This window comes from Thermofilum pendens Hrk 5 (assembly GCF_000015225.1).
GTDB classification, from domain to species: Archaea; Thermoproteota; Thermoprotei; order Thermofilales; family Thermofilaceae; genus Thermofilum; species Thermofilum pendens.
This window is the reverse complement of record NC_008698.1, coordinates 1,529,571-1,554,805: the sequence shown is the minus strand read 5'-3', so window position 1 is coordinate 1,554,805 and position 25,235 is coordinate 1,529,571. Positions and strand designations below refer to the sequence as shown.

At 59.1% G+C, this 25,235-nt stretch carries 30 protein-coding genes and 1 pseudogene; 17 read left to right on the top strand and 14 right to left on the bottom strand.

Annotated elements, in window-relative coordinates:
• Window positions 1-36: 36 nt before the first annotated feature.
• From TPEN_RS08205 to TPEN_RS08195, 3 genes are all read right to left on the bottom strand, one after another.
• Complete coding sequence (locus tag TPEN_RS08205; protein ID WP_011753266.1) at window positions 37-594, bottom strand: rubrerythrin family protein; 558 nt, start codon at window positions 592-594, stop codon at window positions 37-39.
• Window positions 595-674: 80 nt separating this feature from the next.
• Window positions 675-1,823, bottom strand: a complete 1,149-nt coding sequence (locus tag TPEN_RS08200) for a PLP-dependent cysteine synthase family protein (protein WP_011753265.1) — start codon at window positions 1,821-1,823, stop codon at window positions 675-677.
• A 5-nt stretch (window positions 1,824-1,828) separates the two neighbouring features.
• Window positions 1,829-2,335, bottom strand: a complete 507-nt coding sequence (locus tag TPEN_RS08195; protein WP_011753264.1) for a ParB N-terminal domain-containing protein — start codon at window positions 2,333-2,335, stop codon at window positions 1,829-1,831.
• A 215-nt stretch (window positions 2,336-2,550) separates the two neighbouring features.
• Between TPEN_RS08195 and TPEN_RS08190 the strand changes: the two genes are divergently transcribed.
• Window positions 2,551-3,054, top strand: coding sequence for a hypothetical protein (locus TPEN_RS08190; protein WP_011753263.1), 504 nt, complete (start codon window positions 2,551-2,553; stop codon window positions 3,052-3,054).
• A gap of 2 nt (window positions 3,055-3,056) precedes the next feature.
• On the opposite strand, the gene TPEN_RS08185 is transcribed toward TPEN_RS08190, so the two are convergent.
• The gene (locus tag TPEN_RS08185; RefSeq protein WP_052885312.1) at window positions 3,057-3,686 is read right to left on the bottom strand and encodes a PD-(D/E)XK nuclease family protein; all 630 of its coding nucleotides are present in this window, start codon (window positions 3,684-3,686) and stop codon (window positions 3,057-3,059) included.
• Window positions 3,687-3,756: 70 nt separating this feature from the next.
• Window positions 3,757-4,266 carry a hypothetical protein gene (locus tag TPEN_RS08180; protein WP_011753261.1) on the bottom strand — a complete coding sequence of 170 codons (510 nt, stop codon included), beginning with the start codon at window positions 4,264-4,266 and terminating at the stop codon, window positions 3,757-3,759.
• Window positions 4,267-4,348: 82 nt separating this feature from the next.
• Here TPEN_RS08180 and TPEN_RS08175 point away from each other — a divergent pair, with 82 nt between their 5' ends.
• Complete coding sequence (locus TPEN_RS08175) at window positions 4,349-5,233, top strand: phosphate signaling complex PhoU family protein (RefSeq protein WP_052885311.1); 885 nt, start codon at window positions 4,349-4,351, stop codon at window positions 5,231-5,233.
• A 39-nt stretch (window positions 5,234-5,272) separates the two neighbouring features.
• Here the strand turns inward: TPEN_RS08175 and TPEN_RS08170 are convergent, their stop codons facing one another.
• Window positions 5,273-6,538, bottom strand: a complete 1,266-nt coding sequence (locus TPEN_RS08170; protein ID WP_011753259.1) for an MFS transporter — start codon at window positions 6,536-6,538, stop codon at window positions 5,273-5,275.
• Between the two features lie 93 nt (window positions 6,539-6,631).
• On the opposite strand from TPEN_RS08170, the gene TPEN_RS08165 reads away from it, so the two are divergent.
• The 7 genes and pseudogenes from TPEN_RS08165 to TPEN_RS08140 all read left to right on the top strand — a co-directional run bounded on the left by TPEN_RS08165 (window position 6,632) and on the right by TPEN_RS08140 (window position 10,362).
• The gene (locus TPEN_RS08165; protein WP_052885310.1) at window positions 6,632-7,144 is read left to right on the top strand and encodes a ferritin family protein; all 513 of its coding nucleotides are present in this window, start codon (window positions 6,632-6,634) and stop codon (window positions 7,142-7,144) included.
• A gap of 48 nt (window positions 7,145-7,192) precedes the next feature.
• Window positions 7,193-7,252 (top strand): annotated as a pseudogene (locus tag TPEN_RS10200) (hypothetical protein); the annotation flags it as partial.
• 23 nt (window positions 7,253-7,275) lie between these two features.
• Entirely contained in the window at window positions 7,276-7,506 is a 231-nt protein-coding gene (locus TPEN_RS10090) for a HEPN domain-containing protein (protein WP_011753257.1), read from the top strand.
• Window positions 7,507-7,598: 92 nt separating this feature from the next.
• Entirely contained in the window at window positions 7,599-7,808 is a 210-nt protein-coding gene (locus tag TPEN_RS10085) for a nucleotidyltransferase domain-containing protein (protein WP_011753256.1), read from the top strand.
• A gap of 348 nt (window positions 7,809-8,156) precedes the next feature.
• Window positions 8,157-8,630 (top strand): PadR family transcriptional regulator, encoded by a 474-nt coding sequence (locus TPEN_RS08150; protein ID WP_011753255.1) that lies wholly within the window; start codon window positions 8,157-8,159, stop codon window positions 8,628-8,630.
• Window positions 8,620-9,591 (top strand): ATP-binding cassette domain-containing protein, encoded by a 972-nt coding sequence (locus tag TPEN_RS08145; RefSeq protein ID WP_011753254.1) that lies wholly within the window; start codon window positions 8,620-8,622, stop codon window positions 9,589-9,591. The genes TPEN_RS08150 and TPEN_RS08145 overlap by 11 nt, the downstream gene beginning before the upstream one ends.
• A gap of 3 nt (window positions 9,592-9,594) precedes the next feature.
• Entirely contained in the window at window positions 9,595-10,362 is a 768-nt protein-coding gene (locus TPEN_RS08140; protein ID WP_011753253.1) for an ABC transporter permease, read from the top strand.
• Between the two features lie 64 nt (window positions 10,363-10,426).
• On the opposite strand, the gene TPEN_RS08135 is transcribed toward TPEN_RS08140, so the two are convergent.
• Window positions 10,427-11,671, bottom strand: a complete 1,245-nt coding sequence (locus TPEN_RS08135; protein WP_011753252.1) for a glycosyltransferase — start codon at window positions 11,669-11,671, stop codon at window positions 10,427-10,429.
• A gap of 57 nt (window positions 11,672-11,728) precedes the next feature.
• Between TPEN_RS08135 and TPEN_RS08130 the strand changes: the two genes are divergently transcribed.
• Complete coding sequence (locus TPEN_RS08130; RefSeq protein ID WP_011753251.1) at window positions 11,729-12,766, top strand: TrmB family transcriptional regulator; 1,038 nt, start codon at window positions 11,729-11,731, stop codon at window positions 12,764-12,766.
• A 9-nt stretch (window positions 12,767-12,775) separates the two neighbouring features.
• Here the strand turns inward: TPEN_RS08130 and TPEN_RS08125 are convergent, their stop codons facing one another.
• The 3 genes from TPEN_RS08125 to TPEN_RS08115 are packed head-to-tail and all read right to left on the bottom strand — an operon-like array spanning window position 12,776 to window position 15,907.
• Window positions 12,776-13,615, bottom strand: coding sequence for a carbohydrate ABC transporter permease (locus TPEN_RS08125; RefSeq protein WP_011753250.1), 840 nt, complete (start codon window positions 13,613-13,615; stop codon window positions 12,776-12,778).
• Window positions 13,612-14,505 carry a carbohydrate ABC transporter permease gene (locus tag TPEN_RS08120; protein WP_011753249.1) on the bottom strand — a complete coding sequence of 298 codons (894 nt, stop codon included), beginning with the start codon at window positions 14,503-14,505 and terminating at the stop codon, window positions 13,612-13,614. The genes TPEN_RS08125 and TPEN_RS08120 overlap by 4 nt, the downstream gene beginning before the upstream one ends.
• Before the next feature lie 43 nt (window positions 14,506-14,548).
• A complete protein-coding gene (locus tag TPEN_RS08115) occupies window positions 14,549-15,907 on the bottom strand; it encodes an ABC transporter substrate-binding protein (RefSeq protein ID WP_011753248.1) in 1,359 nt (452 codons plus the stop codon).
• A gap of 143 nt (window positions 15,908-16,050) precedes the next feature.
• On the opposite strand from TPEN_RS08115, the gene TPEN_RS08110 reads away from it, so the two are divergent.
• From TPEN_RS08110 to TPEN_RS08080, 7 genes are all read left to right on the top strand, one after another.
• Window positions 16,051-16,944 (top strand): hypothetical protein, encoded by an 894-nt coding sequence (locus tag TPEN_RS08110; RefSeq protein ID WP_011753247.1) that lies wholly within the window; start codon window positions 16,051-16,053, stop codon window positions 16,942-16,944.
• A gap of 42 nt (window positions 16,945-16,986) precedes the next feature.
• Window positions 16,987-17,613 carry a pyroglutamyl-peptidase I gene (gene pcp / locus TPEN_RS08105; RefSeq protein WP_011753246.1) on the top strand — a complete coding sequence of 209 codons (627 nt, stop codon included), beginning with the start codon at window positions 16,987-16,989 and terminating at the stop codon, window positions 17,611-17,613.
• A gap of 24 nt (window positions 17,614-17,637) precedes the next feature.
• Window positions 17,638-18,123, top strand: coding sequence for a GNAT family N-acetyltransferase (locus TPEN_RS08100; RefSeq protein ID WP_011753245.1), 486 nt, complete (start codon window positions 17,638-17,640; stop codon window positions 18,121-18,123).
• Between the two features lie 107 nt (window positions 18,124-18,230).
• Window positions 18,231-19,301, top strand: a complete 1,071-nt coding sequence (locus tag TPEN_RS08095; RefSeq protein ID WP_011753244.1) for an AAA family ATPase — start codon at window positions 18,231-18,233, stop codon at window positions 19,299-19,301.
• A gap of 59 nt (window positions 19,302-19,360) precedes the next feature.
• Window positions 19,361-20,248 carry an N-glycosylase/DNA lyase gene (locus TPEN_RS08090; protein WP_011753243.1) on the top strand — a complete coding sequence of 296 codons (888 nt, stop codon included), beginning with the start codon at window positions 19,361-19,363 and terminating at the stop codon, window positions 20,246-20,248.
• Window positions 20,238-21,008, top strand: coding sequence for a radical SAM protein (locus TPEN_RS08085; protein ID WP_011753242.1), 771 nt, complete (start codon window positions 20,238-20,240; stop codon window positions 21,006-21,008). The genes TPEN_RS08090 and TPEN_RS08085 overlap by 11 nt, the downstream gene beginning before the upstream one ends.
• A 32-nt stretch (window positions 21,009-21,040) precedes the next feature.
• Complete coding sequence (locus TPEN_RS08080; protein WP_187146328.1) at window positions 21,041-21,742, top strand: glycerophosphodiester phosphodiesterase; 702 nt, start codon at window positions 21,041-21,043, stop codon at window positions 21,740-21,742.
• 20 nt (window positions 21,743-21,762) lie between these two features.
• Here the strand turns inward: TPEN_RS08080 and TPEN_RS08075 are convergent, their stop codons facing one another.
• Genes TPEN_RS08075 through TPEN_RS08060 form a run of 4 tightly spaced genes read right to left on the bottom strand, consistent with a single transcriptional unit; the run spans window position 21,763 to window position 25,219 of the window.
• Complete coding sequence (locus TPEN_RS08075) at window positions 21,763-22,476, bottom strand: ABC transporter ATP-binding protein (protein WP_011753240.1); 714 nt, start codon at window positions 22,474-22,476, stop codon at window positions 21,763-21,765.
• On the bottom strand, window positions 22,460-23,236 hold the full coding sequence (locus TPEN_RS08070; RefSeq protein ID WP_245534165.1) for an ABC transporter ATP-binding protein: 777 nt from the start codon (window positions 23,234-23,236) through the stop codon (window positions 22,460-22,462). The genes TPEN_RS08075 and TPEN_RS08070 overlap by 17 nt, the downstream gene beginning before the upstream one ends.
• Window positions 23,229-24,263, bottom strand: coding sequence for a branched-chain amino acid ABC transporter permease (locus TPEN_RS08065; protein WP_011753238.1), 1,035 nt, complete (start codon window positions 24,261-24,263; stop codon window positions 23,229-23,231). Before TPEN_RS08065 ends, TPEN_RS08070 begins: the two co-directional genes overlap by 8 nt.
• Window positions 24,260-25,219, bottom strand: coding sequence for a branched-chain amino acid ABC transporter permease (locus TPEN_RS08060; RefSeq protein ID WP_011753237.1), 960 nt, complete (start codon window positions 25,217-25,219; stop codon window positions 24,260-24,262). The genes TPEN_RS08065 and TPEN_RS08060 overlap by 4 nt, the downstream gene beginning before the upstream one ends.
• Window positions 25,220-25,235 lie beyond the last annotated feature (16 nt).

Sequence of the window (25,235 nt, the reverse complement as noted above, 5' to 3'; positions counted from 1 at the left end):
GCCCGCCCAGAGGGGAAAAAGGAAGTTATTTTCTCCTCAGAACCCCTGGTATTTCTCTCTCGGGGCTCCGCAGATCGGGCACTTCTCGGGCGGCTCTGGTCCAACGTACGTGTGCCCGCATACGGGGCATACCCAGACTTTCCCGTCTATCGGCCAGTCCTTTCCTTGGTCTACGCTGGCTTTAGCCTCCCTGTATAGCTTCGCGTGGATCTTCTCCGCTTCGAGGGCCCAGCGGAAGCTCCTCTCGGCCCCCTTCTCGCCCTGGAACCTGGCGACCTCGATGTAGGCTGGGTACATCTCGTTAACCTCGTATTCCTCGCCCATTATGGCTAGTTCGAGGTTCTTGGAGGTAGTTCCAGGCCCCGCTGGGGTGCCGGCGTACACGGGGAAAGCCTCCTTGTAGTCGCCGAGGTTCCCGTAGTGGTTTTTCGCGTGCACGAACTCGGCGTAGGCTATTGCTCTGAAGAGTCTAGCGACGTTTGGGAAACCTTCTCTATCGGCTATCTCGGCGAACACCAGGTACCTCATGTGCGCCATTGACTCTCCGCCGAAGGCGCTTAGAAGCAAGTCTCTTGTTATTTCGTGGAGCTTCATCGAATACTATCATCCGGCGAGGGTTAATACGGTTTACTGCCGAGACGCTTTTGCCGACGAATGAGGTTTGCAAAGTTGCCTCAGCGCTGGTGGATTATTGGAAGGTACTTGGAGAACTGCTCTACGTACTTGAAGCCGTGGTCGGGGTATACGAGTACGTAGTCGCCCTCGGGTAGCTCGCCGCCGCTGTAGAGAGCCTCGAACGCCGCCGTTACCGCTCCGCTACTGAGCCCCACCAGTATCCCCTCCCTCCTCGCCACCTTCACGGCGTGGGCGACCGCCTCCTCCGGGGTTACGTCGACCACCTTGTCCACGGATACGTAGTGAACCCACTTCATACCCGTCTCCACCCTCCTGATCCCGGGGATCACGGTGCCGGGGGCGGGTTGAACGCCGTATATCTTCACGTCGCTGTACCTGCTCTTAAAGTACAGCGAGAGCGCTGAGAGGTGCCCGGAGGTCCCCAGCCCCCCTACGATGCCGCGCAGATTTAGCTTTGCGCTTCTAACCTGGAGGTCTAGCTCCTTGGCCGTGTACCTCAGGTGTACCCCGAAGTTCGCGTCGTTTTCGAACTGGTTTAGGTGTACCCCGCCCTCCTCTTTCGCTAGGTGCTCCACGTCGTCTATAAACTCGACTGTGAGGCTTTTCGGCACTCTGCGCACTTCTGCCCCCATGACTGACAGCAGAGTGTCGGAAGCCTTTTGGATAGTCTCCGGGAGGAAGAGCTTCACCCTGAACCCTTTAATTGCGCCCATCGCAGCGAGCGCCATCCCCGTGTTCGTGCTCGTCGCCTCGTAGAGCGCGAGGCTCGCGCCGGGATGCTTTTCGAGGAGCTTCTTCACCATGTACCAGCCAATCCTGTCCTTAACGCTCATGCTGAACGGGTTGAAGAACTCGAGCTTAGCCCAGGCGCGCACCTTCCCGTCGCCCAGAGAGTTGAGCCTCACGAGGGGCGTGGGCCAGTTCTTGTAGAGGAGCTCCTCGGTGCTGTTGAAAACCCTAAGGGTGGACGGCGACACGTCTTCGTAGAAGCCGAGCTCCTCCAGGCTACACTCCGCGGGCGCCTCTCCGCACCGCGGAACCCTGCACCCGAGCATAGCGAGGGCCTCCTCCACTAGGGCGTCCTCGGGCCTCCCGGACAAGCACTTAACGCGGCCCTCCCTAAGAATCCTCGAAGCTACTTCGAGCACTCTCCTCAAGTGCTCGTCTCCGCGGAAACGCGCGTCCACGGGGGTCACCTCAGCATGGACAGAGGGTACCTCACCTCCGGTACCTCGAAGCACAGGCGGTGCCTGCTAGTCTTGTGGGGGAGTAGCTTCCCGGTAAACCCGGCTCTAATAACGAGGTCCTTGGTTACAACCCAGTCGCTCCTCCAGCTGTCCACGCTCACGCACGGATCCTCGTAGCTAACCAGCAACGCTGGAACCACAGTCTTCCCCAGCTTCCTGAGAACGGCGACCCTGTGGTGCCCGTCGAGAATTATCAGCGTCTCGCACTCCACGAGTACAGGTCTCTCAAGGTATCCGGCGCCGAGGATCTCCTCCTCGAGCGACCTCAGCCTCGACGGGTCTACCTCTTCGTGAGGCCTAAGTAGCCCGATGGGCACCAGCGCGACTGGGTAGTCCTCGGCGCAGCAGAGGAAGTCTCTCTCCAAGTTGATGACGCCTGATAGCTCGGGGCTTCTAAACAGGTGCCTGCAACACTCGGGGAACACCGTCTCCCCGCGAAATCCCACTGTCATCGAAAGACTTGCTATACAAACTCCTATATATATCCTGCTGTCATATCTTCCCTAATCAACAGCTCTCTCCAGCAGAGCTTCACCAATACGTACACGAGTCTCCTCCTGCCACCATGCTGAAAGTCTGTTATCACAGTTTTTCTCGCCTGGTCTCTCGCTGTTATCGAGGCGTTTAGTACTGTATGTATAAAGTATTTAAGAGACCGGTGCAATGAATGCTCGTGCTGGGCTTCGCGGACTACGTGTTGATGATAGTCTTGGGCTTCGTGACGGCTGTCTGGGGCTATAGGATTGCGAGGCTCTGGGTGTCCTTCATCTCTGCCATCGCCGTGGGCTACGCTTTCTACGCTTTCTCTACGCCGGCTCTCAAGTCGGCGCTAACGCCCCTAGTACTTTTCCTCATAGGCTTCTTTGTGGGCGCGCTCATAGGCTTCGCCGTCTTCAAGCTCGCAGTCTCGCTTATCGCCGGCTTCGCCATAGCCTACGCGCTGGAATCGCACGGGTACGTGGTGCCCGGGGAAGGCCCCCTCCTAGTGTTAGCCCTCGTATTCGCCCTCCTGATCTACGCCGTTATCGACAAGCTACTAGTGCTTGCATTCGCGCTGGCAGGCTCCTCCATGGTATTCCTCGGGCTCCGGGGGGTAGGCCTACCCCTATACGTCTCATTGGCCCTCTCAGCCCTCCTGGCGGTCGTAGCTCTCTACAAGAACCTCAGGTAGGGTCAAGCCTTCGCAACCTTCGAAGGGCATATGACGCTGAAGGGGCAGTACCTGCACTCCCAGGTGTAGCGCGGCGCCCTGGGCTCGCGTATCCTGGAGGCTACCTCGTCGAGCCCCATCCTGTCCCCCACCTCGTACTGAGCCAGCCTCTCGGGGGAGATGTACACCAGGTAGCTCTTCTCGAGGTCGAAGAGAAGGTTGTAGATCCTCGCCTGGTCCACGTGGTGCTCTAGCGGCAGTGCGGCGTCGCCCCTCAACGTCTTGATCTCGACGCCGATCCTAGCCCCCTCGGGCGTCGTGACGACGAGGTCGGCCCTACCCTTCAGGGTGTACTTGGCGTCGTCAACGCTGACCTCGAGGCTTCTCTCGGGCTCCACCTCTACTCTGTACTGCTTTGCGGCGAGAACCTGGGATAGGAGGGCTTCGAGCCCTCGGTGCACGAGCGTTCCGAGGACGAGGGGTGGGCTGAAGAACTCCGAGAGGGCGAGCTCCTCGTATTCCAGCGAGAACACAGGCTTCAGGCTACACGATACGAGGTCTGTAACCCACACAACGCCTCTCTCCCTCTGGTGCCTCGCTCTCTCCTCCCTGAACAGCCCGTAAAGCTCCTTAACTATGTCGAGGCCAGACACGCTGTAGAATCGCGGGGAGGAAGCTATTATACCTGGCGGACTGCGACCCATCTCTCCATTTTGCCGTGCCTTAGTTCGGTGCGCGGGAGTTCAGAAAGCTAGGACTCGCGCACTTGCACGCCCGTAGGAGCTTCCTCAAGGCGTTGCCGATTCTCCTGGAAAGCTTTTCCTCTACTCTCAGCTCTACGAGGGGGGTGGTTCCCAGGATGCGCCTCGTAAACGCCTTGACGGCGTATCCTCGGGCTTCCAGGAAGCGGGAGAGGGAGTAGGCGAGAGGCTCTACGCTTACGTCGGCGTGTATTCCTCCGAGTACCCTTTTAAAGGTCCCGTCGAGCGCCAAGCTGAACCCCGCCAGCCTTGCCCACTCGGCGAGCTCTGATCGAAGCCCGGCGACAGGGGGCGGGAAGAGTAGGAGCACGACCCTGCCTCCCTCCTCGGAGACGGCTAGGCGCAGGACGTGGCTCGGATGCGCGCCGTGCAGGAAGGCTTCCTTGAGCTCGCCGACCGCTTGGTGGAGAAAGTATATCAGAGCTAGTAGCAGGAAGAGGGAGCCATAGCTGAGCTCAAACGCTCTACCCACGCAGATATTCTTCGCAGGCGCAGTATAAAAAGCTCGCGCGCATCAACGAAGGTTTTAAGGTTTAAGGTTGTTAAACTTAGTTGTGACGTTTAAGCGCGTAATAAGGATTAGCGGGGGCTACTACGTCGCGTTACCCAAGGGCTGGGTGGAGCAGCTGGGGCTCGCGGGGTCCTACGTGAAGATAGAGTACTTGCCGGACGGGTCCCTGCTGGTACGCCCGGCGGAGAGGGGGCGGGAGGAGCAGCTAAGCGTAAAGGTTCTCTGCGACGAGCACGTGTTTAGGCGTATACTCTCGGCGTACCTGAAGGGCTACGAGGTCATAGAGGTAGAGCTTTCCCCGGGGTGTCTCGACAAGGCGCGTGCAGGCGTTGAGAGCGCCCAGAGGTTGCTTCCAGGGTTGGAGCTCGTCGAGGAGGGCTCGGAGAGGCTTGTCCTGCAGTGCTTCATAAAGCCTGACTACAACCTTGACTCGATAATCTACAGGATGGATTCTACGACACGGGAAATGCTCCTAAAGGCTACCGACCTGCTTCTAGGAGGAGGCGACGCCTCCGCGGTATCCGCCCTTGACGACAGGGTTGACAGGCTCTACTTTCTAGCCGTGAGGATAATGCGTAGAAGGATTAGGGACCCGACGCTGTCCCCCGACGAGAGGCTGAGGCTCCTCGACATGAGGCTTACGGCGAAGAACCTGGAGAACCTGGGCGACTCCTACGAGAGCCTAGCCAGGCTCGACGCGCGGCTACCGGAGGAAGGCTTGGCGGAAGCTTCCCGGGCGCTGGCCGACCTCCAGAGGAGGTCTGTGAAGCTTTTCCTGGAGGGTAGCGAGAGTAGGGACGAGCTGTTGCTCGACTACCGAAGGCTGGAGGAGTACCTGAAGTCGAGGGAGGGTGTATGGCCTAGGGCCGTAGTCGAAAAGCTGGCGTTCGCCTTAGTCCTGGTGAAGGACATAATAGACCTAGCTTAGCGCGCCGCGCTTGAGCGACCGGGAGAGAATAAAAGATGTTTAGAACCCTTTCCTGGCTTCCCCGCGCTTAACGAACTGTAGTGTTACCGCGGACGCTAGGAGGAAGACTATCGAGTAGGGGAATAGCGCCTGGTAGCCGAGCACGTCTATGAAGAGGCCTGCCAGCGGCGGGGCGGTTATAGCGGCGCTCTGGGACGCGAAGTAGTAGAGCCCCGTGTATGCTCCGAGCCTCTCCCTACTGGTCATGTCCACCACGGTTGGAAGGGAGTTGACGTTGACGAGGGCCCAAGCGAATCCTCCGAAGAAGAATATGGCGCCTAGAACGTAGATCACCGCCCCTGTCTTCACGGCTGTCGAGGCGTAGAACGCTAAGCCGAGCAGGACTACCAGCAGGGCGAGCCCGAGCGTCATGGTCTTCCTCCTGCCGAGCCTCGCCCCGATAAAGCCCGCGGGTAGGGAGAACACGAGGAACCCGAGCGCCACGAAGCCCAGGATCAGGGAGCCCGCCGCCTCCCCGATCCCCAGGTACCACTTCGCGTAGCTGGTGAAGAAAGTCTCTATCGCGTTGTAGCCTATGAACCACAGGAAGATCGAGGCTAGCATGAAGAGGAGGCTTTTATCCTCGCCCAGGAACGCCTCCCTGAGGTTCGCCGAGAGCTCTGAGAAGCTCTTCCTAAACGACTCCCGCAGGAGCTCGCCCAGCCTGACGGACCCTCCCCTCGCCTTGAACTCCTCGGGCTCGTCTACGAGTAGGACAACGAGTAGCGATGCCAGGAGCATCGTGACTGCCGCGGCTACGAAGGGGTAGGAGGGGTTCATTTCGTAGAGCTTTGCGCCCACGAAGAACGCTAGGAGGGATCCAACGCCGCCCATGAAGTTTATTATGCCGTTCGCCTGGCTTCTCTTCTCCGAGGGGGTTATGTCGGGCATGAACGCTATTACAGGCGACCTGAACAACGCCATCGAAAAGTTCATCACGACTATAACGGCTAGCATCGCGTAGAAGTCTCCTCTGAGTAGCGGTATCAGCGCGAATGTCAGCGCGGCTGGAGGGGCCCCGAGGATTATGTAGGGCTTCCTTCTGCCTATCCTCGTCCTAGTTACGTCGCTCAGCACGCCTATGTAGGGGAGAAGCACGACCGCGAATATGTTGTCGATAGTCATTATGAACCCTACGAGCCACGATGCGAGCCCGAACTCTTTCAGGAATATCGGGACGTAGGAGTTGTAGATAGACCACAGGATGCTTATCCCGAAGAACCCGAACCCCAGGAGGAATATCTTCCCGTAGCTGAACCTCTCCATTCAGGGGCACCTCTTTGGGTGCTGATACCTCTCTTTGGGTTATTTAAGCTTTTCGCAAAATACTATATAAGATGGGCTATCGTTGAATTAACCGTGATCGAAGGGTTCAAGCCCGAATGCTTGGCCATCCTCGAAGAAGCCGCTTGCAAGTTCTACACAGCGTTAGCGCGGAAGGTGAAGGACCCCAGGTTGTCTAAAGCCCTCGAGGTTGTGGGCTTAGAAAGCAAAAACCACTACGAGATTATCGTAGCTTTCTTCGGGAAGCCCGCGGGCGCGGAAGATTGCAGGCGCTTCTTTGGAGAGGAAGGCTTCAGGATGGTAGAGGAAATGCTCCAGGTAGCTGAGAGGCTTTCATCCGGGGTGGAAGTCTCTCTCGAGGAGGTCGCGTCGCTACTGGAAAGGTTCAACTCCGTGGAGAAGGTGGCGGGGGAGGAGATCTACAGCAAGCTGTACTCAGTGCTCATAGCTGAGGAGTGCAAGGGTCTAGCATCGTTACTTATGAGGAGCATAGCATCTCAAGAAGACTTTCACTACAAGGTCGTGGAGGAGGTAGCGAGAACCCTGAGAAGAGAGGCGCAGGCAAACCGGGAGCGTTGCCCAGAGTAGGTTTTCCCGTCAACGCTTAGCTCTTAAGCCGAACACTAGTCATTGATAGTGTCTAGGGTATGCGACTGGCTCCGTCAGGCGGCTCACGACCTCAAGCTGGCTAGGAGGTCCATGGATTCCGGGTGCTACGAGTGGGCGTGTTTCGCGGTGCTGAGAAGGTTGTCAAAGCGCTCTACCAGTGCCTCGGCATCGAGATTTGGGGCTACTCGGTCTCTAAGATGCTCGAGCACTTGCCGAGCGAGCTTAAGCCTAGCCAGGAGATTATCGATGCGTCTAAGGAGCTTGACAGGCACTACATACCCACTAGGTATCCGAATGCGCACGTCGAGGGTGCACCGATGGATTACTACACGAGGGGGTGACGCGGAGAGGGCTGTTGATAACGCGAGTAGGGTGATCGAGTACGTCAGAGGTAAGATTCTTCAAGCTGGATGCGGAGAGAGTCGCGAAGGAGTTGAGTGAGTACGCTAAGCGCGCCGTCGAGCGCGGCGCCTTGGCCGTTATCCTAATCGGCTCGCTGGCTAGGAGCGACTACACGGCGTTCTCTGACGCTGATGTAGTCGTCGTGGTTGAGAGAGATTGTAGGAGGCCCATGGATAGGGCTTTAGACTTTCTCGACCCGACGCTGTCCACAGATTTAGAGCCCAGTCTACACAATAGATGAGTTGAAGAGGATGGCCTCGGCTGGGAGTAGGCTCGTTTGTGAAATCCTCAGCTACGGTAGGCTACTAGCCGGTAATCCCTCGGTGATCGAAGAGCTAAAAAGAGCCTACGGTCGCTCTAGCCCTGCTAGCAGACAACTCTAGTCACGCGTTGAACGCTTCTCGAGGCTATTCTCCTGCAATATCTCCGCGTGGTAGAGTAGAGCTTTTCTACTTGGGCTCGGCTCTTTTACGTGGGGGATGAGGAGAGGTTTGGAGCACTGAGGCGTGAAGAGTGGGCTGAGCACGGACCCCGGTGTCTATTCTGCAGAAAACTTATATACAAGATAGCTCTATAGAGCGGAGAGACTATGCTGCATAAGAAGTTGAAGCTTAAAGGTTACCTCAAGCTCTTGGTGCTTGCCGCGCTGGAGAAGGGTCCGCTTCACGCCTACGGGTTGATGAAGGAGCTCGAGAAGAGCCTGGGCTTTAGGCCTAGCCCGGGAGCTTTGTACCCGATACTCAGGAAGCTTATACGCGAAGACCTCGTCGTAGCGGAGCTGAGGGGCTCGGGGGACGTGAAGACCCGGGTCTACAACATCACGGAGAAAGGTAGGAGCTTCCTGGAGCACCACAGGGGCGAGCTCGAAGAGGCTTTGAGCCTGGCGAGGGCGTGGAAGAGGTTCGAGGAGGTGAAGGGTTACAGACTTTTCCACGCTATAGACGAGATCCTGGACTCTATTAACTCGCTGGACGACCAGAGGCTCGCGGAGCTGAGGAGACTTATCGCGGAGTTCGAGCTGAACGTTATCAGGGTTTTAGAGGGTGTGAAGAGTGGTGAGTGAGGCGATTAGAGTCGAGAACCTCGTTAAGAGGTTCAAGGATGTCACCGCGGTCGACGGTGTGAGCTTCACCGTCAGGGAGGGCGAGATCTACGGGTTGCTCGGACCGAACGGCGCCGGGAAGACTACTACGATCCACATTCTGACCACTCTTCTCAGGCCTACGTCCGGGAGGGCCCTGGTAGCCGGGTACGACGTCGTGAAGCAACCTTCAGAGGTCAGGAAGCGTATAGGCATAGTGTTCCAGGATCCGAGCCTCGACAACCAGCTCACGGCCTGGGACAACATGTACATCCACGGCATGCTCTACGGGCTGGGCGGGCAGGAGCTTAAAAGGAAGATAAATGAGCTCCTCGACTTCGTAGAGCTGAAGAATTTCGCGAACAAGCAGGTGAAGTACTTCTCGGGGGGCATGAGGAGGAGGCTGGAGATAGCTAGGGCCCTGCTCCACGAGCCGGAGATACTGTTCCTGGATGAGCCAACCATAGGCTTGGATCCCCAGACGAGGGTTAAGATATGGGACTACATAATGGCGATAAAGAAGGAGAAAGGCATGACTATTGTTCTAACGACCCACTACATGGACGAGGCGGAGCAGCTCTGCGACAGGATAGCGATAATGGATAGGGGGAAGATAATAGCCGAGGGGACGTCGGATGAGCTGAAAGCCCTCGTGGGCAACGAGGTTATCTACTTGAAGCTCGACGGCTCGGCGCCGGCGTGCCTGGAGGCGGACTTCATAAGCAGTTGCAGGATTGTCTCGGGCGGCTTGGTCGAGCTCTCCGTGAAGAACGCTTCTCAAGCGATGCCCAGGGTCTTCGAGCTCGCGGAAGAGAAGGGGCTGAAGATAGTCGAGGTGACTTACAGGCGGCCCACGCTGAACGAAGTGTTCATACACTTGACTGGGCGCGAGCTTAGAGACTCCTTGGAGGAGTCCCCTAGACCGCCGCATAGGAGGTGGTAGGCTATGAGGGGTCTAGCGACGATGGTGTATAGGCAGGTAAAGCGCTTCGTAAACGCGCGTTCGAGGCTCGTCATGTCCGTAGTCCAGCCGGTTACCTGGCTCGTCTTCTTCGGGATGGGCTGGAGCAGGGCTTTCAGCTTCCCGGGGGCGAGGGCGATGTTCGGCGGCCTGGACTACTTGTCCTACCTGGCTTCGGGCATGGTCGCGATGACTATAATCATGGGGTCGTTTATGAGCGGGATCTCCGTTATATGGGACAAGCAGTTCGGCTTCCTGAAGGAGACCTTGGTGGCGCCGGCTTCGAGGGCTGAGATCATAATAGGCAGAGCCCTCGGGGACTCCTTGGTCGTAGTGTTCCAAAGCCTGATAATCATGGCGCTAATGTTCCTGGTGGCGCCCGGGCTTAACCCATACGGGGTTCTGCCGGCGGTGGGCTACGGGCTTCTCTTGTCGCTGGGGTTCGCATCTATAGGGATAGCTTTATCCACGAAGATTACGAGCATGGAGGGCTTCCAGATGATAGTCAACCTGGTAACGATGCCCCTCCTCTTCCTCAGCGGCATCTTTTACCCCATAAACACGATGCCGGACTGGATGAAGGTACTAGCATACCTCGACCCGGCTACGTACGCGGTGGACGGCATGAGGTACTGCCTGACCGGCGTCTCGAGCATCGACCCCCGGGTCGACGTAGGGCTACTCGTAGCGCTCACCTCGGTGTTCCTCGTAGTCGCCGCGAAATCCTTCGAAAAAACGACCATCGAGGACTGAGGTGCCCTGCGGCGCCGCGCGCGAGGAAAAAGGTTTTTTGTAGGCGTGAAGCAACTATTCGCCGCTATTTTCCCAGTAGCTCGCCGAAGAAGGATAGATACCTCTTCACGTGTTGCGTAATGACGAAGTTCCTCCTCACGTGCTCGCGCCCCGCCTCGCCCAACCTCCCTCTAAGCTGGTTGTCCGCCAGCAAGGCCTTAACTCTCTCTGCCAGCTCCTGGACGCTCCAAGCCGTGAATCCCGTCACCCCGTCTACCACTTGTTTCTTGACGCCTCCAACAGGCCTCGCCACCACGGGTACTTTTTTCCATAGCATCTCGGTGACCGCAAGACCGAAGCCCTCGCGGATAGCGGTGTGAAGTCCCACGGTGGTTCCCCTCTGGAAGGCGTTCACCTCCAAGTCCCTGACACCGATAGCGTCTGTCAGTATGTGTACACCCTCTTCGCCCTTAACGTAGCCGAGTACCTTCTCGTAGAAAACCGCGCCCTCTGGGTCGTCCCTCGCCATGGAGGACACGAGGAGTAGCTGGGCGCCGGGGACCTCCTTCTTCACTTCTCTAAAGACGTCGACCGCGCTGAAGACGTCCTTCCAAGGGTCGAAGCGGGCAACCTTGGTGATAACGGGTCTTTCGGGGTCTACTCCGAAGCGTTTAAACACGCTCTCCACCTCTTTTTCGCCGAGCTCCCTGTTCTTGTCGCTGAGAGGATCTATGCTAGGCGGGGATACCAGGACTCTGTCCTCGAACTCCTTTTTAACGTACTCCTCGCTGTGTACTATCACCCCCCTGTAGTACCCGAGGAAGGGGGAGAGCTTTTCCCAGAAGGATGCATTCGGGGAAGAGATGTCTATGTGGCACCTCCAGACCCAGACACCCCTGGCACCGCGCTTGAACATAGGTAGCGCCATGGGCTGGGGGTCGTGCACGAGTACCACGTCAGCGTCGAGGTCGAGGATCTCCGCGTTATACTGGTTCCACTTCAGGTAGGTTCTCCAGTCCTCGTCCGTGAGTACGAGCGAAGGGTTACCCTGAAGCCCGTTGTGAATCTTCTTCGTGACCTGGAAGAACTCGTCCTCGGCTTCCAGAACCTCCCACCTGGCGTCGATCCCGAGAGAACTCATCACCGGGACCATGCTGTGAAGAATCTCGGCGACTCCTCCGCCGTAAGCCGTCGAGTTCACGTGTACTACGCTTACCCCCTTTAACCTCTTGGCGACCCTTACGAGCTCCTCGATATCCTCCCTACCCACGGCGGGCACGTAGTCCTCGATTCTCCTGGAGTACCTCGGGGTGGCTTTGATAGTTACCACCGAAAAGTAGTAGTTGCGTTCAGAAATATTTTTTTCTATCCGGTTATTAGCGTCGTGATGGAGCCGGAGTTCGAGGACGCCTACAATGCCCTAGTCGAGCTGGGGCTAAAGCCGTACGAGGCGAGGGTATACCTCGCCATCGCCGACGGGAGGGAGAGGACTGCGAACGAGATCGTAGCGTTAACCGGCGTCCCCCAGCCCAGGGTCTACGAGACTCTCGAATCGCTGGCGAGCAAGGGGCTCGTGGAAGTCGCCCTTTCGAAGCCGAAGCGGTATAGAGCCATAGAGCCTTCCCGAGCCATAGAGATCTTGGCGGGACTAGCGAGCCGGAGGATCGAGAGCAACAAGGAGAGAGCTTTGAAGGCGCTTAGCCGCGTCTACCTGCAGGCGGAGGACGTGCAGGCGCCCAGGGTGAGGGTCATTAAGAACAAGTCCGAGGCGATTCTCAGGGCGAGGAAGATGCTGGAAAACGCTTCCTACGATGCCCTGGTAGCAGGCCCCCCGCGCCTGGTGGGAGAGATCCTTCCGCACAGTGTTGGGGGCGGCGCGGCTAGAAGGCTCGTAGCGGTTGTCTACTACGAGGGCGTGGAGGAGCCTCTCCCCGCGGAGCCGTGGCTCGGCCTGAGGTTGAGGAGCGTGGGTGTAATCCCTCTCGTCATAGCCGACTCCGCCAGGGCGGTGATCCTCAGGGAGTCCTACGCGCTTGAAATCGCGGAGGAGGATCTCATCAGGACCTTCCTGGACTTCTACTACCACGCGCTGTGGAGGGTGAGTAGCGTGGTGAAACCCTTCGAGCCCGTGGAGGGCTTCGAGTACACGGCTACGTCTATCTGGTTGCTTAACGAGGTTTTAAAGGAGTGCCTCGGCAGGGGGCTAGGCGCGGAGGTTACAGTCGCGGGCGTGGAGAGGAGGACGGGGAGAAGCGTGACGCTTACCGGTAGACCCGCGGAGATATCCGAGAACGGTCAGGGGGTACGCGTCTCCCTCGTGCTCGAGGTGGGCCAGAGAAAAATCACCGTCGGCGGGCTGGGGGCTAGGCTGGAGGACGTCGAGGGCAGGGTTTTCAGGCTGAAGGTACTGCCCCGGGCTCCTTAGGCCGTAATGCTAGCCTTTAACGCCCCACCCGGCGAAGCCCCTCACGTAGTACTTCTTGAACGCGACGTAGACCAGTAGAGGGGGTAGCATCGCCAGTATAGCGCCGGCACTCAGCAAGCCCCAGTCTATGTGGAACTCGCCTTTTAGCAACGCTAGGCGTTGTGTGACAACGTAGTTTGATGGCGACGGGAGGAACACCATCGCGTAGAAGAAGTCTCCCCAGACCCACGTGAACTGTATCGCGGAGGCCGCGACGACTGCGGGCAGGCTTAGCGGCAGGAGGATTTTCCAGAAGATCGTGAACTCCGATGCCCCGTCTATCCTGGCTGCCTCGACGAAGCTTTGCGGTAGCATTCTGAAGTAATTCCTCATGAAGAACGCTATCCACGGAGTTCCCCACGCGCTGTGGAGGAGTATTATGCCTGCAAGCTTGTCGTGTAGCCCTGTCTTCACGTAGAGCGAGAACAGCGGTATGACCACCATTTGCTGGGGCACGGACATGAAGACCAGTATCGAGACGAAGAGCAGAGTTCTGTACCTAAACGAGAGGTACGTGAGGGAGTATGCCATCATCGCCGCGAAGACCACGGGTATCACTGTGCTCAGAGAGGCCACTACGAACGAGTTCTCAAGGCCCTTGACGAAGTTGAAGGATGGGTTAAGGAGTACCTCGACGTAGTTTTCGAGGGAGTAGTTTCCCTGTAGCGTCCACCAGCCGTTGAGGACGACCTCCTTGTACGGCTTCACGGACATAACCACTAGGGCTACGAAGGGCAGGAGCCATAGCGCGGTGAAGACCCAGAGGGCCGCCGCTACGGCTACCCTTGAGGGTGCAAGCCTGCGCCTCATCTCTTCTCACCGCTTAGAATCATCCTTATGTACCAGTACGCGGGCACCAGCGTGAGGAGCGCCAGGATCACGGCAACAGCGGCGGCCTTGCCGTACTCGAGGGAGCTCGCGAAGTACGTGTACATTATCAGGGCTAACACTGTGGAGGAGCCTCCGGGCCCCCCGCCGGTGACCACGTACACTATGTCGAATATCTTGAGGATCCACATCACGGTCATCAGCGTTACCACCACGGTTATCGGCTTTAGTTGCGGTACGATTATTCTCGTGAATATCTCCCACTGGGACGCCCCGTCGACGAGCGCTGCCTCGACCATGCTCGAGGGTATTGAGTCGAGGCCTGCCAGGTAAAGCGTAACGCTGAAGCCCAGCCATAGCCACACCGAGCCGAGTATAAGCGCCAGCAGAGCCGTCTGGGGGTATATGGTCCACGTCTTTGAGAGTAGCGGTACGCCTAGCGCGCCGAAAATCCTGGGGAAAATCCCCAGGCTATCGTCGAACATAAACCTGATTATCAGCCCGCTCACAACGCCCGGTAGAACCATCCCCAGGAAGATCGCGCCGGCGATAAAGCTGGAGCCCGGGACACCCCTGAGGGTGTAGGCGAGGAGCATCCCTAGGAATACAACCGCAGGAACCGCTATCACGATCCAGAGAGCGTTGTGCACAAGGGCGCCCCAAGGCGGGTACGGCCCCGGGTTAGCTACGAGTAGCGCTTTTAGCGGGATGCTCTCGGTCAGTACTTCGACGTAGTTCTTTGCGGAAAGCGCGCCGTCAGCGGTGAAGCTGAGAACAACGGTCGCCACTATCGGGTACACCACGAACACCAGGATTACCGAGAGGGGAATCCCCAGGAAGACCAAGAGGTCTTTCGTAGAAGCATTCTTCATGCAGGTCTCCCCACGAAAGAAAAAGAAAATGGACCTTTTTAGCTTAACCCGACGGCTTCGGCTGACTGCTCTCCAGCGTCTTCAGGACGGAGTCTAGGGCTCCTGGGTTGACCCACAACAGCTTCAGCTGATCCCAGAAGAGCTTCTGCCAGTCTCCCCCGATAGAGTCGTCGAGGTCAGGCAGTATGGCTAGCCCCTTGCCGGTGATCTTGGTGTATACACTCTGCATGGGCTTCCATAGCTTCTCGACGGGTGCCTTCGTCCACGTCGGGATCTTACCGGAAGGTACGCTCGCGTGTACGACCTGCCCCTCCGTGGCGAGGTACTTGATGAAGTCGAGCGCGGCGTCAACGTTCCTCGAGTACTTCGGCACGAAGGCGTAGTCCGCGCCTCCAACGACGCCCTTACTCTCGGGTAAGGGGAAGAAGTCTAGGTCGTTCGGGTCTTCGACCATCCCCGTGATCCAGGTCCCCATGAAGTAGAGCCCGTACTCGCCTGCCCACCACTTGGGTATGACAGTGGTCCACTCTATCGGCTCGCTGAAGTAGCCTTTCTGGAGTAGCGGTATGAGGTAGTCGGAGAACACCTTCCTCACGCTGGGATCCGTGAACCTAGTCTTCCCGGATATGAGGTTTAGTTGCATCTGTGGACCGCCGTACGCGATTATGAAGTGTTCGACAATGTCGCTTATCGGCCACCCGACCCCGTCTCCCGTGGCTATGGGGTTCTTCACGCCGGGTATCCCCTTGATCTTCTCCAGTAGTTGCACGAACTCGGCGTAGGACTTCGGCTCTGTTAGCCCGTACTTCTGGAAGAAGGACTTCCTGTACCAGAAGCCAGGCTTTAGCCACATCGTGAACGGTGCACCCCAGATCTTGCCGTCGGCTTTCACGGCGTCGACGATTCCCGGTACGTACTCGTTTTCCTTGATTATGCCTGTGAGGTCTACTAGATGCCCCTCCTTGCCCATCTTGGCGATGAACCACGCCCACCCGAAGATTACGTCTCCAGGAGCTACGCCGGCGGCGAACTGTATGGGCATTGTCGCCGCTACGTCCTCGGCGCGCATAGTCCTGTACTCAATCTCGACGTTGGGGTGCGTCTTTACGTAGGCGTCGATCACGGCCTGGAAGTACTTCGCCTCGTCACCCGCCCACGGGCCGATCACCACCAGCTTTACTTTCTGTACGGGGGGTGTAGTGGGCGCGGGTTGCTGGGATATCTTCCCGACTTGTTGCTGGAGGCTCGAAACCGTGCCCTGGAGGTTGCTTATCGAGGCTTTGAGATCGCTAATCGCGGATGCCAGCGACTGAACGGTTACAACGGCGTAGAGGCTCACTAGGAGAGCTATTATCCCTACGGCGATAGAGGCTAAAACCAACCTGTTTTGTTGCTGGCTCATCGCTAAATAAGCCAAGATGCAAAGATTTAAGTTTTTCGTCGCTACTACTTAAAGGTGGTAGTTGATCTTTCCCTCGGCAACCGCCGCAAAACCGTCGCGGGGTAAGAGTTAACCTTTAAACCAGCCTTACCGGCTTGTGAATCGTGGAGCCGCTACTGGTTATCACTTCGCCGAAGGACGAGTCGATACTCCTAGAGGCTCTCTTCGAGGCCTTAGGGGTTAAATACACGCTCGCCGAAGAAGGCGACTACGTGACGTTCTACCTGGCGGGCGAGAACGTCGAGACCCTGGCGTACAAGATCGCCGATAAGACCTCGCTGGAGATAGGCGGGGATCTGCTACGCATAATGAGGATAGGCGCTGGGAGCGCCATCGCTAAGTACGGGAAGGTGTTCTACGCCGTCATGAGGAGCGAGGAGGAGGCGGAGAAGGTGGCGTCACTCCTGAAGAGCGCTACCGGCGCGAAGGTTACGCGGAGGGGCCGCAGAGTGTACGGCGGCGGGGAGGCGCTGGAGTGGATGCTCGAAGTCACCCTGAACTACCGCTTCGTGAGGAGGGGCGTCGAGAAGGAGGTTCTCGCCCTAGCCAGGAAGACGCTGGAGCCAGGTAGGAGGAGGGTCCGGGTGGCCCGCAGGCTTATGCTCAGGCTGTACAAGGAGTTCGCGATAAGGGTCGAGGGCGACTACATAGAGGTTCCGGAGGGGAGGATAGCCAGCTACATACTGTCCGGGATGGCCACGGACTGGGAGAACCTCGAGCCCGTATTCCTGGAGCACCTCGGGATCAAGCACGTGGAGACAGCGAAGCTAAGGCTCGGGCACAAAACCGCGCCTGTAGACATATACGTGGTCGGCGAGTACAGGGAGGTCGGCGTCGCCCGGCGGGTAAGCCTCGAAGATCTACGCGACTTCCTCGACGAGGAGCTAGTGGAAATGATCGGCGTGGGGAAGAAGGGGAAGCTCTACATCCCGGACGTCGTTCTCGACGCTCTCCTCGAGGCCGGCGTGCTCGAAAGGTCCCTGAGGCCCCTCGAGTAGCGCGATACGCATTAGTAGGGGCTGGCGGCGGGGAGTACCTGTATGAGGATCCTCTTAACGGGCTTCGGGCCGTTCGGAGAGGAGGACGTCAACCCATCGTCGACTGTGGCTATCGAAGCCTCCAGGAGGTTGCGGGAGGCGGGGTACGAGGCTAAGGCGCTCGAGCTACCGGTATCCTACAGGAGGGCGGGGCAGATGATCGAGAACGCGGTAGCCGAGTATAAGCCGTGGCTGGCTATAGCGCTGGGGCTCTACGGCGGCGTTACGCACGTGAGAGTCGAGAGAGTCGCGCTGAACATCATGGACTTCTCTACTAGCGACGTCGACGGCGCCCAGCCGGTAGACGAGCCCGTAGACCCCGAGGGGCCGCCGGCCTACTTCTCCAGTATACCGACGAGGCGTGTAGTCGAGCGGCTACGCGCCGAGGGGATCCCCGCGGCCCTCTCGTACTCGGCTGGCACGTACCTCTGCAACTACGTGATGTACAAGTTGCTGAGACTGTCCGACGTGAGGGGGGCGCCGGTTCGCGCGGGCTTCATACACCTGCCGTACACGCCGGAGCTGGCGTCGAGGAAGAAGGGCCTCCCACCCAGCCTCCCGCTCGAGCTACAGGTAAAGGCCGTGCTAATCGCGGTCGAAGAGTCTCTCAAGAATGCGGGAAAACACTAAAACCCCGGTCTTCTCTACAAGCGTGTGGCGTCGCGCTCCGCGAAGCCCCTGATCAGGTGGCTGACTGCGGGAGACCTCCCCGCCGCCATGGAGGTGCTAGAAGAGGCGTTCGAGGGGGCCGAGAGGTACTGGAGCACGAGGCTCCTAGGGTACCTCGAGACGCTCGTCGCCGAGATAGACGGGAGGGTGGTGGGAGTCGCGGAGATATACGAAACCGAGGCTAGAGGCTACGGCAGGCTGGGCGTCGTGTCCTACCTAGCGGTGAAGAGGGAGTTCAGGCGGATGGGGGTTGGGAGAAGCCTCGTCGAGGCGGCAGAGAAGATCTTCAGGGAGAGGGGTTGCGCCTACGTGGCGGCGAGCACCAGGAAGTCGAACAAAGCCTCCCAGGCCCTCTTCCGGAAGCTAGGCTACGAGCTCTACGAGAGGGGTAGCAGGGTCTTCGAGGACCTGGAGGGACCTCTCTACGCCTACAGGGACGACGTGGTTATGCTCAAAAAACTCTCCGTGTAGTCCTCCGGAGAAGTACGCTCTGCCTCTAAAGCGTAGTCGTGCAAAACTGTCATGTGAACGACAGGCTTATTACTTCCGGTGCGGAAGTTACTTCCGGTGCGGAAGCCATGCTATTCGACCCTAGGCCGAAAGAGAGGAAGGAGGATCTTTACGACTTTGAAAGGGAGCTGGGAGAACTTGAGAAGTTCGTCGGGGAGCCTCTGGTCGTGGTTTCGGGGCTGAGGAGGACTGGGAAGACCTCGCTCATCCTAACGGCTCTCAACGAGCTGGGAGAGGTGTACGTGTACGTCGACCTGAGGGAGGGGGCTTCGTCCGCCGCCGGGATCTACAAACTTTTGTCGAGGAGCTTCGGCGAGACCTACCGGAGGCTGGGGGGAGGGGTAGGGGAGCTTTTCCGAAGGGTTTTGTCGAGAGTTAGGGGTGTAAGCTTCATGGGGCTCGAGGTCTCCCTGGACTGGTCTCCAAGGGGGAGGCCCTTGCTGAGCGAGCTCTTCGACGCGCTGGACGAGCTCGGGGAGAGGCTCGGGAGGAAGGTCGTGGTCGTGCTAGACGAGTTTCAGAGGGCTAGGACGGGCTTCGGGCTCGCGTTGCAAAACGCTGTGGCCCACTCCTACGACTTCAACAGGAATGTTTCCTTCGTGCTGTCAGGCTCTGAGATGGGCGTGCTCTACGGGGTTCTCGGCAACCCCGAGGGGCCTCTCTACGGGAGGGCTTACGTGGAGGTTAGGACGAGGAAGCTCTCGGCGGAGGAGTCGCTGGACTTTCTCAGGAGGGGCTTCGAGGAGGCAGGCCTCGAGGTTGAGGGGAGGGAGCTGGAGAGAGCTGTGAACGAGCTGGACGGCATAATAGGGTGGCTTACGTACTACGGCTACCTGAGGCTACGCGGGAAAGGCTCCCTCGAGGAGATAGTTAGCGAGGCCACAGCCCTCGCTAGGAGGGAGCTCGAAGAATTCCTCTCCACGCGTATGAGCAGGAGGTACAGGCTGGTGATGAGGTTGCTCGCGAGAGGCGTGAAGGAATGGAGCGAGCTGAAGAGAGAGCTGGAGAGGGCCGAGGGTAGAGAGGTCAGCGACAGGGCGCTATACGAGGTTCTCCAGCACCTGAAGAAGCACTCCTTGATAGACGAGAACAACGAGTATACGGACCCGGTGAACAGGCGAGCCGCGCTGGAGCTATAGCTTGGTCTACGCTTGCTGTGAGGAAGCGTTTTAGAGTTGCTACGTGCGTATCATGGTGGATGTCAGCGTTGAAAATTCCTGCGAGAGGGCTCGACCTAGGTTTAACCCCCTACCCCTCATTCACTCTCTCGCTGTTCGAGGAGGTAGACGGCCGGTACGTCAAGCTGGCAGGACGCTCGGCTGGGTGCTGGATAGCGCAGAGGGGCGACACGGTGGTTTCAACTTGTCCCAGGGGGGAAGTTGAGGAGTACTCTGGCCTCTGGTTCCTCGAAGTCAAGGAGTCTTGCAGAGTGTGCGATAGGCTCTACTGGTTGCTGGAAGCGCTCGAGGAGGCGTACCCGGGCCTCGGCCTCTCGGTCGATACCTACGACCCTCTACACATCTTCACCGCAGTCTTCCTCTCGCAGTCCACGAGCTACCACGTAAACGTGCTTTCCTGGGCTAGGCGCCTCTGGAGGATGAGCGGAGACCCCCTCGAAGCGGCCGAGCTCGCGCCGGGGATCGGGGGGAGCTACCAGCTCAGGAGGCTCCCCCAAGCCGTCAGGTGCGTAGCAGGGGGCTGGCCACGCGACAGCGCGGAGCTGAGGCTCTTCCTGCTCAGGTGCCGCTTCGTGGGTCCGAAGACCGCTGACGCGACCTTGCTGTTCGCGAGGGCGGACACCGCCTCGGCGCCGGTCGACAGGCACTTTGCCGCCATGAACCGGAGGCTTGGTCTCTTCGAGGGGGTGCGTCTGCCGGAGGCGAGGCTGTGCAGGAGGTACAGGTGCGGGGACTGCCCGGCGCGCGGAGATTGCTTGAGGTGGCTAGCCGCCGAGTGCTTCGGGAGGCTGGCGGGCTGGGTGCAGACAGCGCTCTACGTGCACGACAGGAAGTACTGCTCTAGGGGTGGTTGCGGCGAGTGCCCCTTGAGGCGCGAGTGCCGCGGGGTGGGCGGAGTTGAGCGGTGAGCGCGGCTACGACCCCATCCTCCTCGCGGAGGCCGTGCGGAGGATGGTTGCGCGGGGCTCCGAGAGGAGGTACTACAGGTTCAGGGGCGGGAGGTGGTACGGTGGCATAGCCACGGCGGACTGCGTGGGTTGCAACCTGCGTTGCGTCTTCTGCTGGGGGTGGAGGGTCAGGGATAGGCCGAGCGGTGCCGGGCGTTTCTACTCTCCCGAGGAGGTCTACGAGCGGCTAGCCTCCATAGCCGGTAGGAGGGGGTACAGGCTCGTCAGGATCTCCGGGAACGAGCCCACGATAGCGTGGGATCACTTGCTGAGAGTCATAGAGCTGTTGGAGGCGGACGGGCGATTCCGATTCGTGCTCGAGACCAACGGAATACTGATAGGCGCGGATAAGTCGAAGGCGAGGGACCTCTCGAAGTTCTCCTCCGTGCACGTAAGGGTGTCGCTTAAGGGGGCGAGCGAGGAGGAGTTCCACTTGTTGACGGGGGCGAGGAGGGAGTTCTACAGGCTCCAGCTGGAAGCCCTCAGGAACCTGCTGGACGAAGGAGTCCCCGCGCACCCCGCGGTTATGCTGTCGTTCTCCGAGCCCCGAGCGGTCGACGAGCTCAAAGCCAGGCTTGCCGAGATAGACAGATCGCTCGTCGAGGAGTTCGAGGAGGAGTACGTCTTCCTATACCCCCACGTCGTGGAGCAACTGAGGAGGGCGGGGCTCCAGCCGAGGGTAGCCTTCGAGCCGGACAACATACCGGAGGAGCTCGTATAGGCATAAATACCGGGGCCTAGCGCATGGATACTGTGAGCATTGGGAGGCTCTTCGAAGGCTTCTTCGTCGTGGCCCACAGGGGGGCGAGCGGCTACGAACCGGAGAACACGCTGAGGGCTGTGCGCAGAGCCCTGGAGATGGGCGTGGACGCCGTCGAGGTTGACGTGAGGCTTAGCGCCGACGGTGTTCCCGTAGTCATACACGACGAGACCCTCGAGAGGACTACGAGCGGCAGGGGGAGGGTCAGGGACTACCCGGTAGACGAGCTCCGAATGCTGGACGCCGGTAGCGGCGAGAGAATACCCCTGCTCGCCGAGGTGCTGGACGAGGTGAAGGGAAAGGCCGCCCTCTTCCTGGAGCTGAAGGAGGTCGAGGCGGCGGCCCCATCCCTTTCGCTCGTCGAAGAAAAGGGGATGCTGGGCGACGTCCTCTTCATATCGCTCCAGCCCGAGGCGCTCGCCGAGGTCCGCAGGATGTCTCCCCGGGCGTACCTAGGGCTCATCTACTTCAAGCCCGGCGAGTGGATCCTGGAGGCGAAGAGGCTCGGCTGTAGCTTCGTCCTCCCGCACTACAGGCTAGCCACGGAGAAGGCTGTCTCGTTCGCGCACAGGCTGAAGCTACGGGTGGTAGCCTGGACGGTGGACGACCCGGCGACAGCGGCGGAGCTGAAGAAGAGAGGCGTAGACGGGGTGGCGTCAAACTTCCCGGACAGAATCCTCCCTCTGAGGGGCTAGCGCGCGAACCCAGAAAGAGGCTACTTTCCGAAGAACAGTCTCTCGATGGGTATGGACTTGAACTCGTCCGCCGAGCCTTCCCTGACTATCTTCCCGCCGACTAGCACCGCGGCTCTGTCAGCGATTTCGAGCGCCCTGGCAACGTTCTGCTCGACTAGGAGTATCGCGACCCCCCTCGTCTGCTGTATTTCCTTTATTTTATTCATAAGGGTGGCGCCCGCCTTCGGGGAGAGGCCAGACGTGGGCTCGTCGAGCAGTAGCACGGACGGCCTCGTCATCAATGCTCTCGCAACAGCGAGCATCTGCCTCTCGCCGCCGCTGAGCGTCTTCGCCTTCTGGTTCCTCCTCCTCTTGATCTCGGGGAAGAGGTCAAGGATATCCTCTATGTCGGAGCGTATCCCGGGGTCCTTGCCCCGAATGAAGGCTCCCACCACGAGGTTTTCCTCCACTGTCAGGTTCGGGAACACGTTGTCCAGCTGTGGGGCGTAGCTCACCCCGAGCTTAACGATCTCCGAGGGCTTCCTGCCATTCAGCTTGACGCCGTTGAAGCTAACCTCCCCTCTGTGGAGCGTAGCTAGCCCGAAGATAGTGTTGAGCATTGTCGTCTTGCCGGCCCCGTTGGGACCCAGCACCGCCGCTATCTCGCCCTTCCCGAGCTCGAAGCTAACGCCGTGCAACACCTCCATCTTCCCGTAGCCCGAGTAGACGTCCACTAGCCTAAGCACTCCCACCACCTATGTACGCCTCCACCACCTTGGGGTTCGAGGTAACCTCCTCCGGTTTACCCTCCGCTAGTAGCTGCCCGTTGTGGAGCACGTAGACGTAGTCCACGTACTGCATGAGTATCTCGATCCTGTGCTCGACTATGAGGAACGTGTAGCCCTCCGACCTCAGCTCCCGTACGAGCCTGAAGAGCTCGTGCGCCGCCCCCGCCTCCACGCCAGCCGCGGGCTCGTCGAGCAGGAACAGCTTCGCCGGCGTCATTAGCCCCCTGATAGTCTCGAGTAGCTTTATGTGGGCCCCGCTGAGCTCCGACACCCTCACGTTGGCGTACTCCAGGAGCCCGAACCTCCTGAGCAGCGATACTGCCTTCCTCGCGAGAGCTCTCTCCTCCTCGATCCACGACGACGGCTTCAGCGCTTTGAGGGGGTTTTCTCCTTTCTGGGCGAAGGGTGTTACGAGCAGGTTTTCGAGCACAGTTAGGGACTTGAAGAGCCTCGGTATCTGGAACGTCCTGACTATACCCTTGGCGAAGACCTCGTTGGGGTTGAGGCCGTCTATCCTCTCGCTCCGGTTCCCGTCGTTGAACCAGACCTCCCCCTTGTCCGGCACGTAGAACCCCGTTACCACGTTGAAGAGCGTGGTCTTCCCGCTACCGTTCGGCCCTATGAGCCCCACGATGCCCTGGCTCGGCACGGAGAGGCTGACATCCTGCAACGCAACCACGCCCCCGAACCTCTTCGAGACACCTTTAACCTCCAGTATGTTAGCCACTAGCACCACCCCCGAGCTCCTCCCAAGCCACAGTTTCGACCCTCCCCTCGGGTAGTAGCCCCTGCGGCCTGTAGAGCAGTACGAGGACCATCACGAGCCCCACCGCGAACCCCCTCACGTAGTCGGGAGATATCACCGTGACGCCTAGCTGCGGTGTTACGAAGGAGAGAGCCCTATCGATGAACGTGAATATGGACGCGCCGAGTAGCGCCCCCCTGAGGTTGCCCATACCGCCCAGGATTATCATCGCCCAGACGTTGAACGTAACTGCGGGGACGAACATGTCTGGGTTCACGGAGGTTAGGTAGTAGGCGAGGAGCACGCCGGCAACCCCGCTGAAACCGGAGCCTATGAAGAGGACCGTCGCCTTAAGCTTCGGCACGTGCTTACCCATGCAGAGCGCCGCTACTTCGTCGTCCCTGACTGCCCTCAGAGTCCTGCCGAGGGGCGAGTTCGTCAACCTGTCCATCACGAGGTACGTAGCCGCGAGTACTGCGAGCACGAGTGCTAGGAAGAGCACCTCCCTGAGCCTCGGCTGGGGCACCCAGGAGAACGGCCCGGGTATGGACATGAGCCCCCTGCTACCCCCGACGGGCTCATAGTGCTGGAGGAATATGCGGAAAAGCTCGCCCGTGCTTAGAAGCGTGAAGCCCACGAATGCCGGGCCGACCCTGATGATCGGGTAGCTCAGCAGGTAGCCGATCACGCCTGCAACTAGGAAGGCTGTGGCGAGCGAGAGTGCTAGGAGCCCCAGGTTCAGGGCTGGGTTCTTCCCTGCGAGCTCCCCGAGCAACACTATGCCGCTGACGTCGTAGGGCGGGGTCTTCGACACATCGACCCCGTTCAGCAGTAGGAAGAGGTAAACGGTGAGCGTTGCCCCTACGTACGCGCCGAGCCCGTAGAAGAAGACCTTCCCGAAGTTCGTCACCCCGCTCGTACCCGACTCGAAGTTCAGCGTTAACGCGAGTATAGCGTAGATCCCGAGCAGGGTCAGCCAGCTAATTAGGAACCCCACCACGTCTATCATTCCGCCCTCACCTTTCTAGACCTAAACCTGAACGGTAGCCCGCCCGCGGCGCCTAAAGGCGGGAAGGCTATGAGGATCGTGAGCAGGGTCACGAATGTCAGGAATGGTCTGAAGCTTATAGGCACGCCGAAGTAAGTGTTTAGCGCCGCTATCCCGACGTTCTCGATGAAAGCTATAGCCACGGCGCCGAGTCCAGTCCTGAGCAACGAGACGAGCCCCCCTATGAACGACACAGTGAATACCTGTAGGATCATGGCGTCGGCGGATGTCGGCGTCACGGTCCCCGAGAAGCTCGTCCATATGGCGCCCCCCACGGCCGCGGCGCCCCCCGCGATAAGCCAGGTTAGGTTGACTATAGTGTTCCTCGGGATCCCGGATATCTCGGCGAGCACGGGGTTGTCGGCGACGGCGCGCATCGCCTTTCCTAGGGTGGTCTTTTCGAGGAAAAGGTACAGCGAGGCTACGAGCACTAGCGCGGCGAGCCCTCCGGCTACGAAGGATTGCTGTAGCCTGAGGCCCAGCAACTCTACCTCGGGCACGTCGGCGTATACTATCCTGCCGTAGGATATGAAGTTCTTCAGTGTGTAGTAGTGGGCTATGTCCGCAAGCATGTATAGTGCGTAGTTGTACATTATCCAGAGCCCCATGGACGCTATCATTATCAGGCTCATGGAGGCGCCCCTCTTCTCGAGGGGCCTGAACACCAGGAGGTGGTTTACGAGCGCTATGGACCCGCCCACCGCGAAGGCAGCGAGACACGCGAGGGCTAGGCTCGTGTTGCCGAGGAGGCCGTTCAGGAAGACGGCGGTGTAGATGCCATAGGATATGAAGTTCGCGTGTGCGAAGTTGATCACCTTGGTGTTTCGGTAGCTAAGGGTTAGCGGTATGGAGAACAGGATGTAGAAAAAAGTGTATTGGAAAAAATTTAGTATTGAGTAGGGATACCCGGGTAGCATGCTGTAGTTACACCTT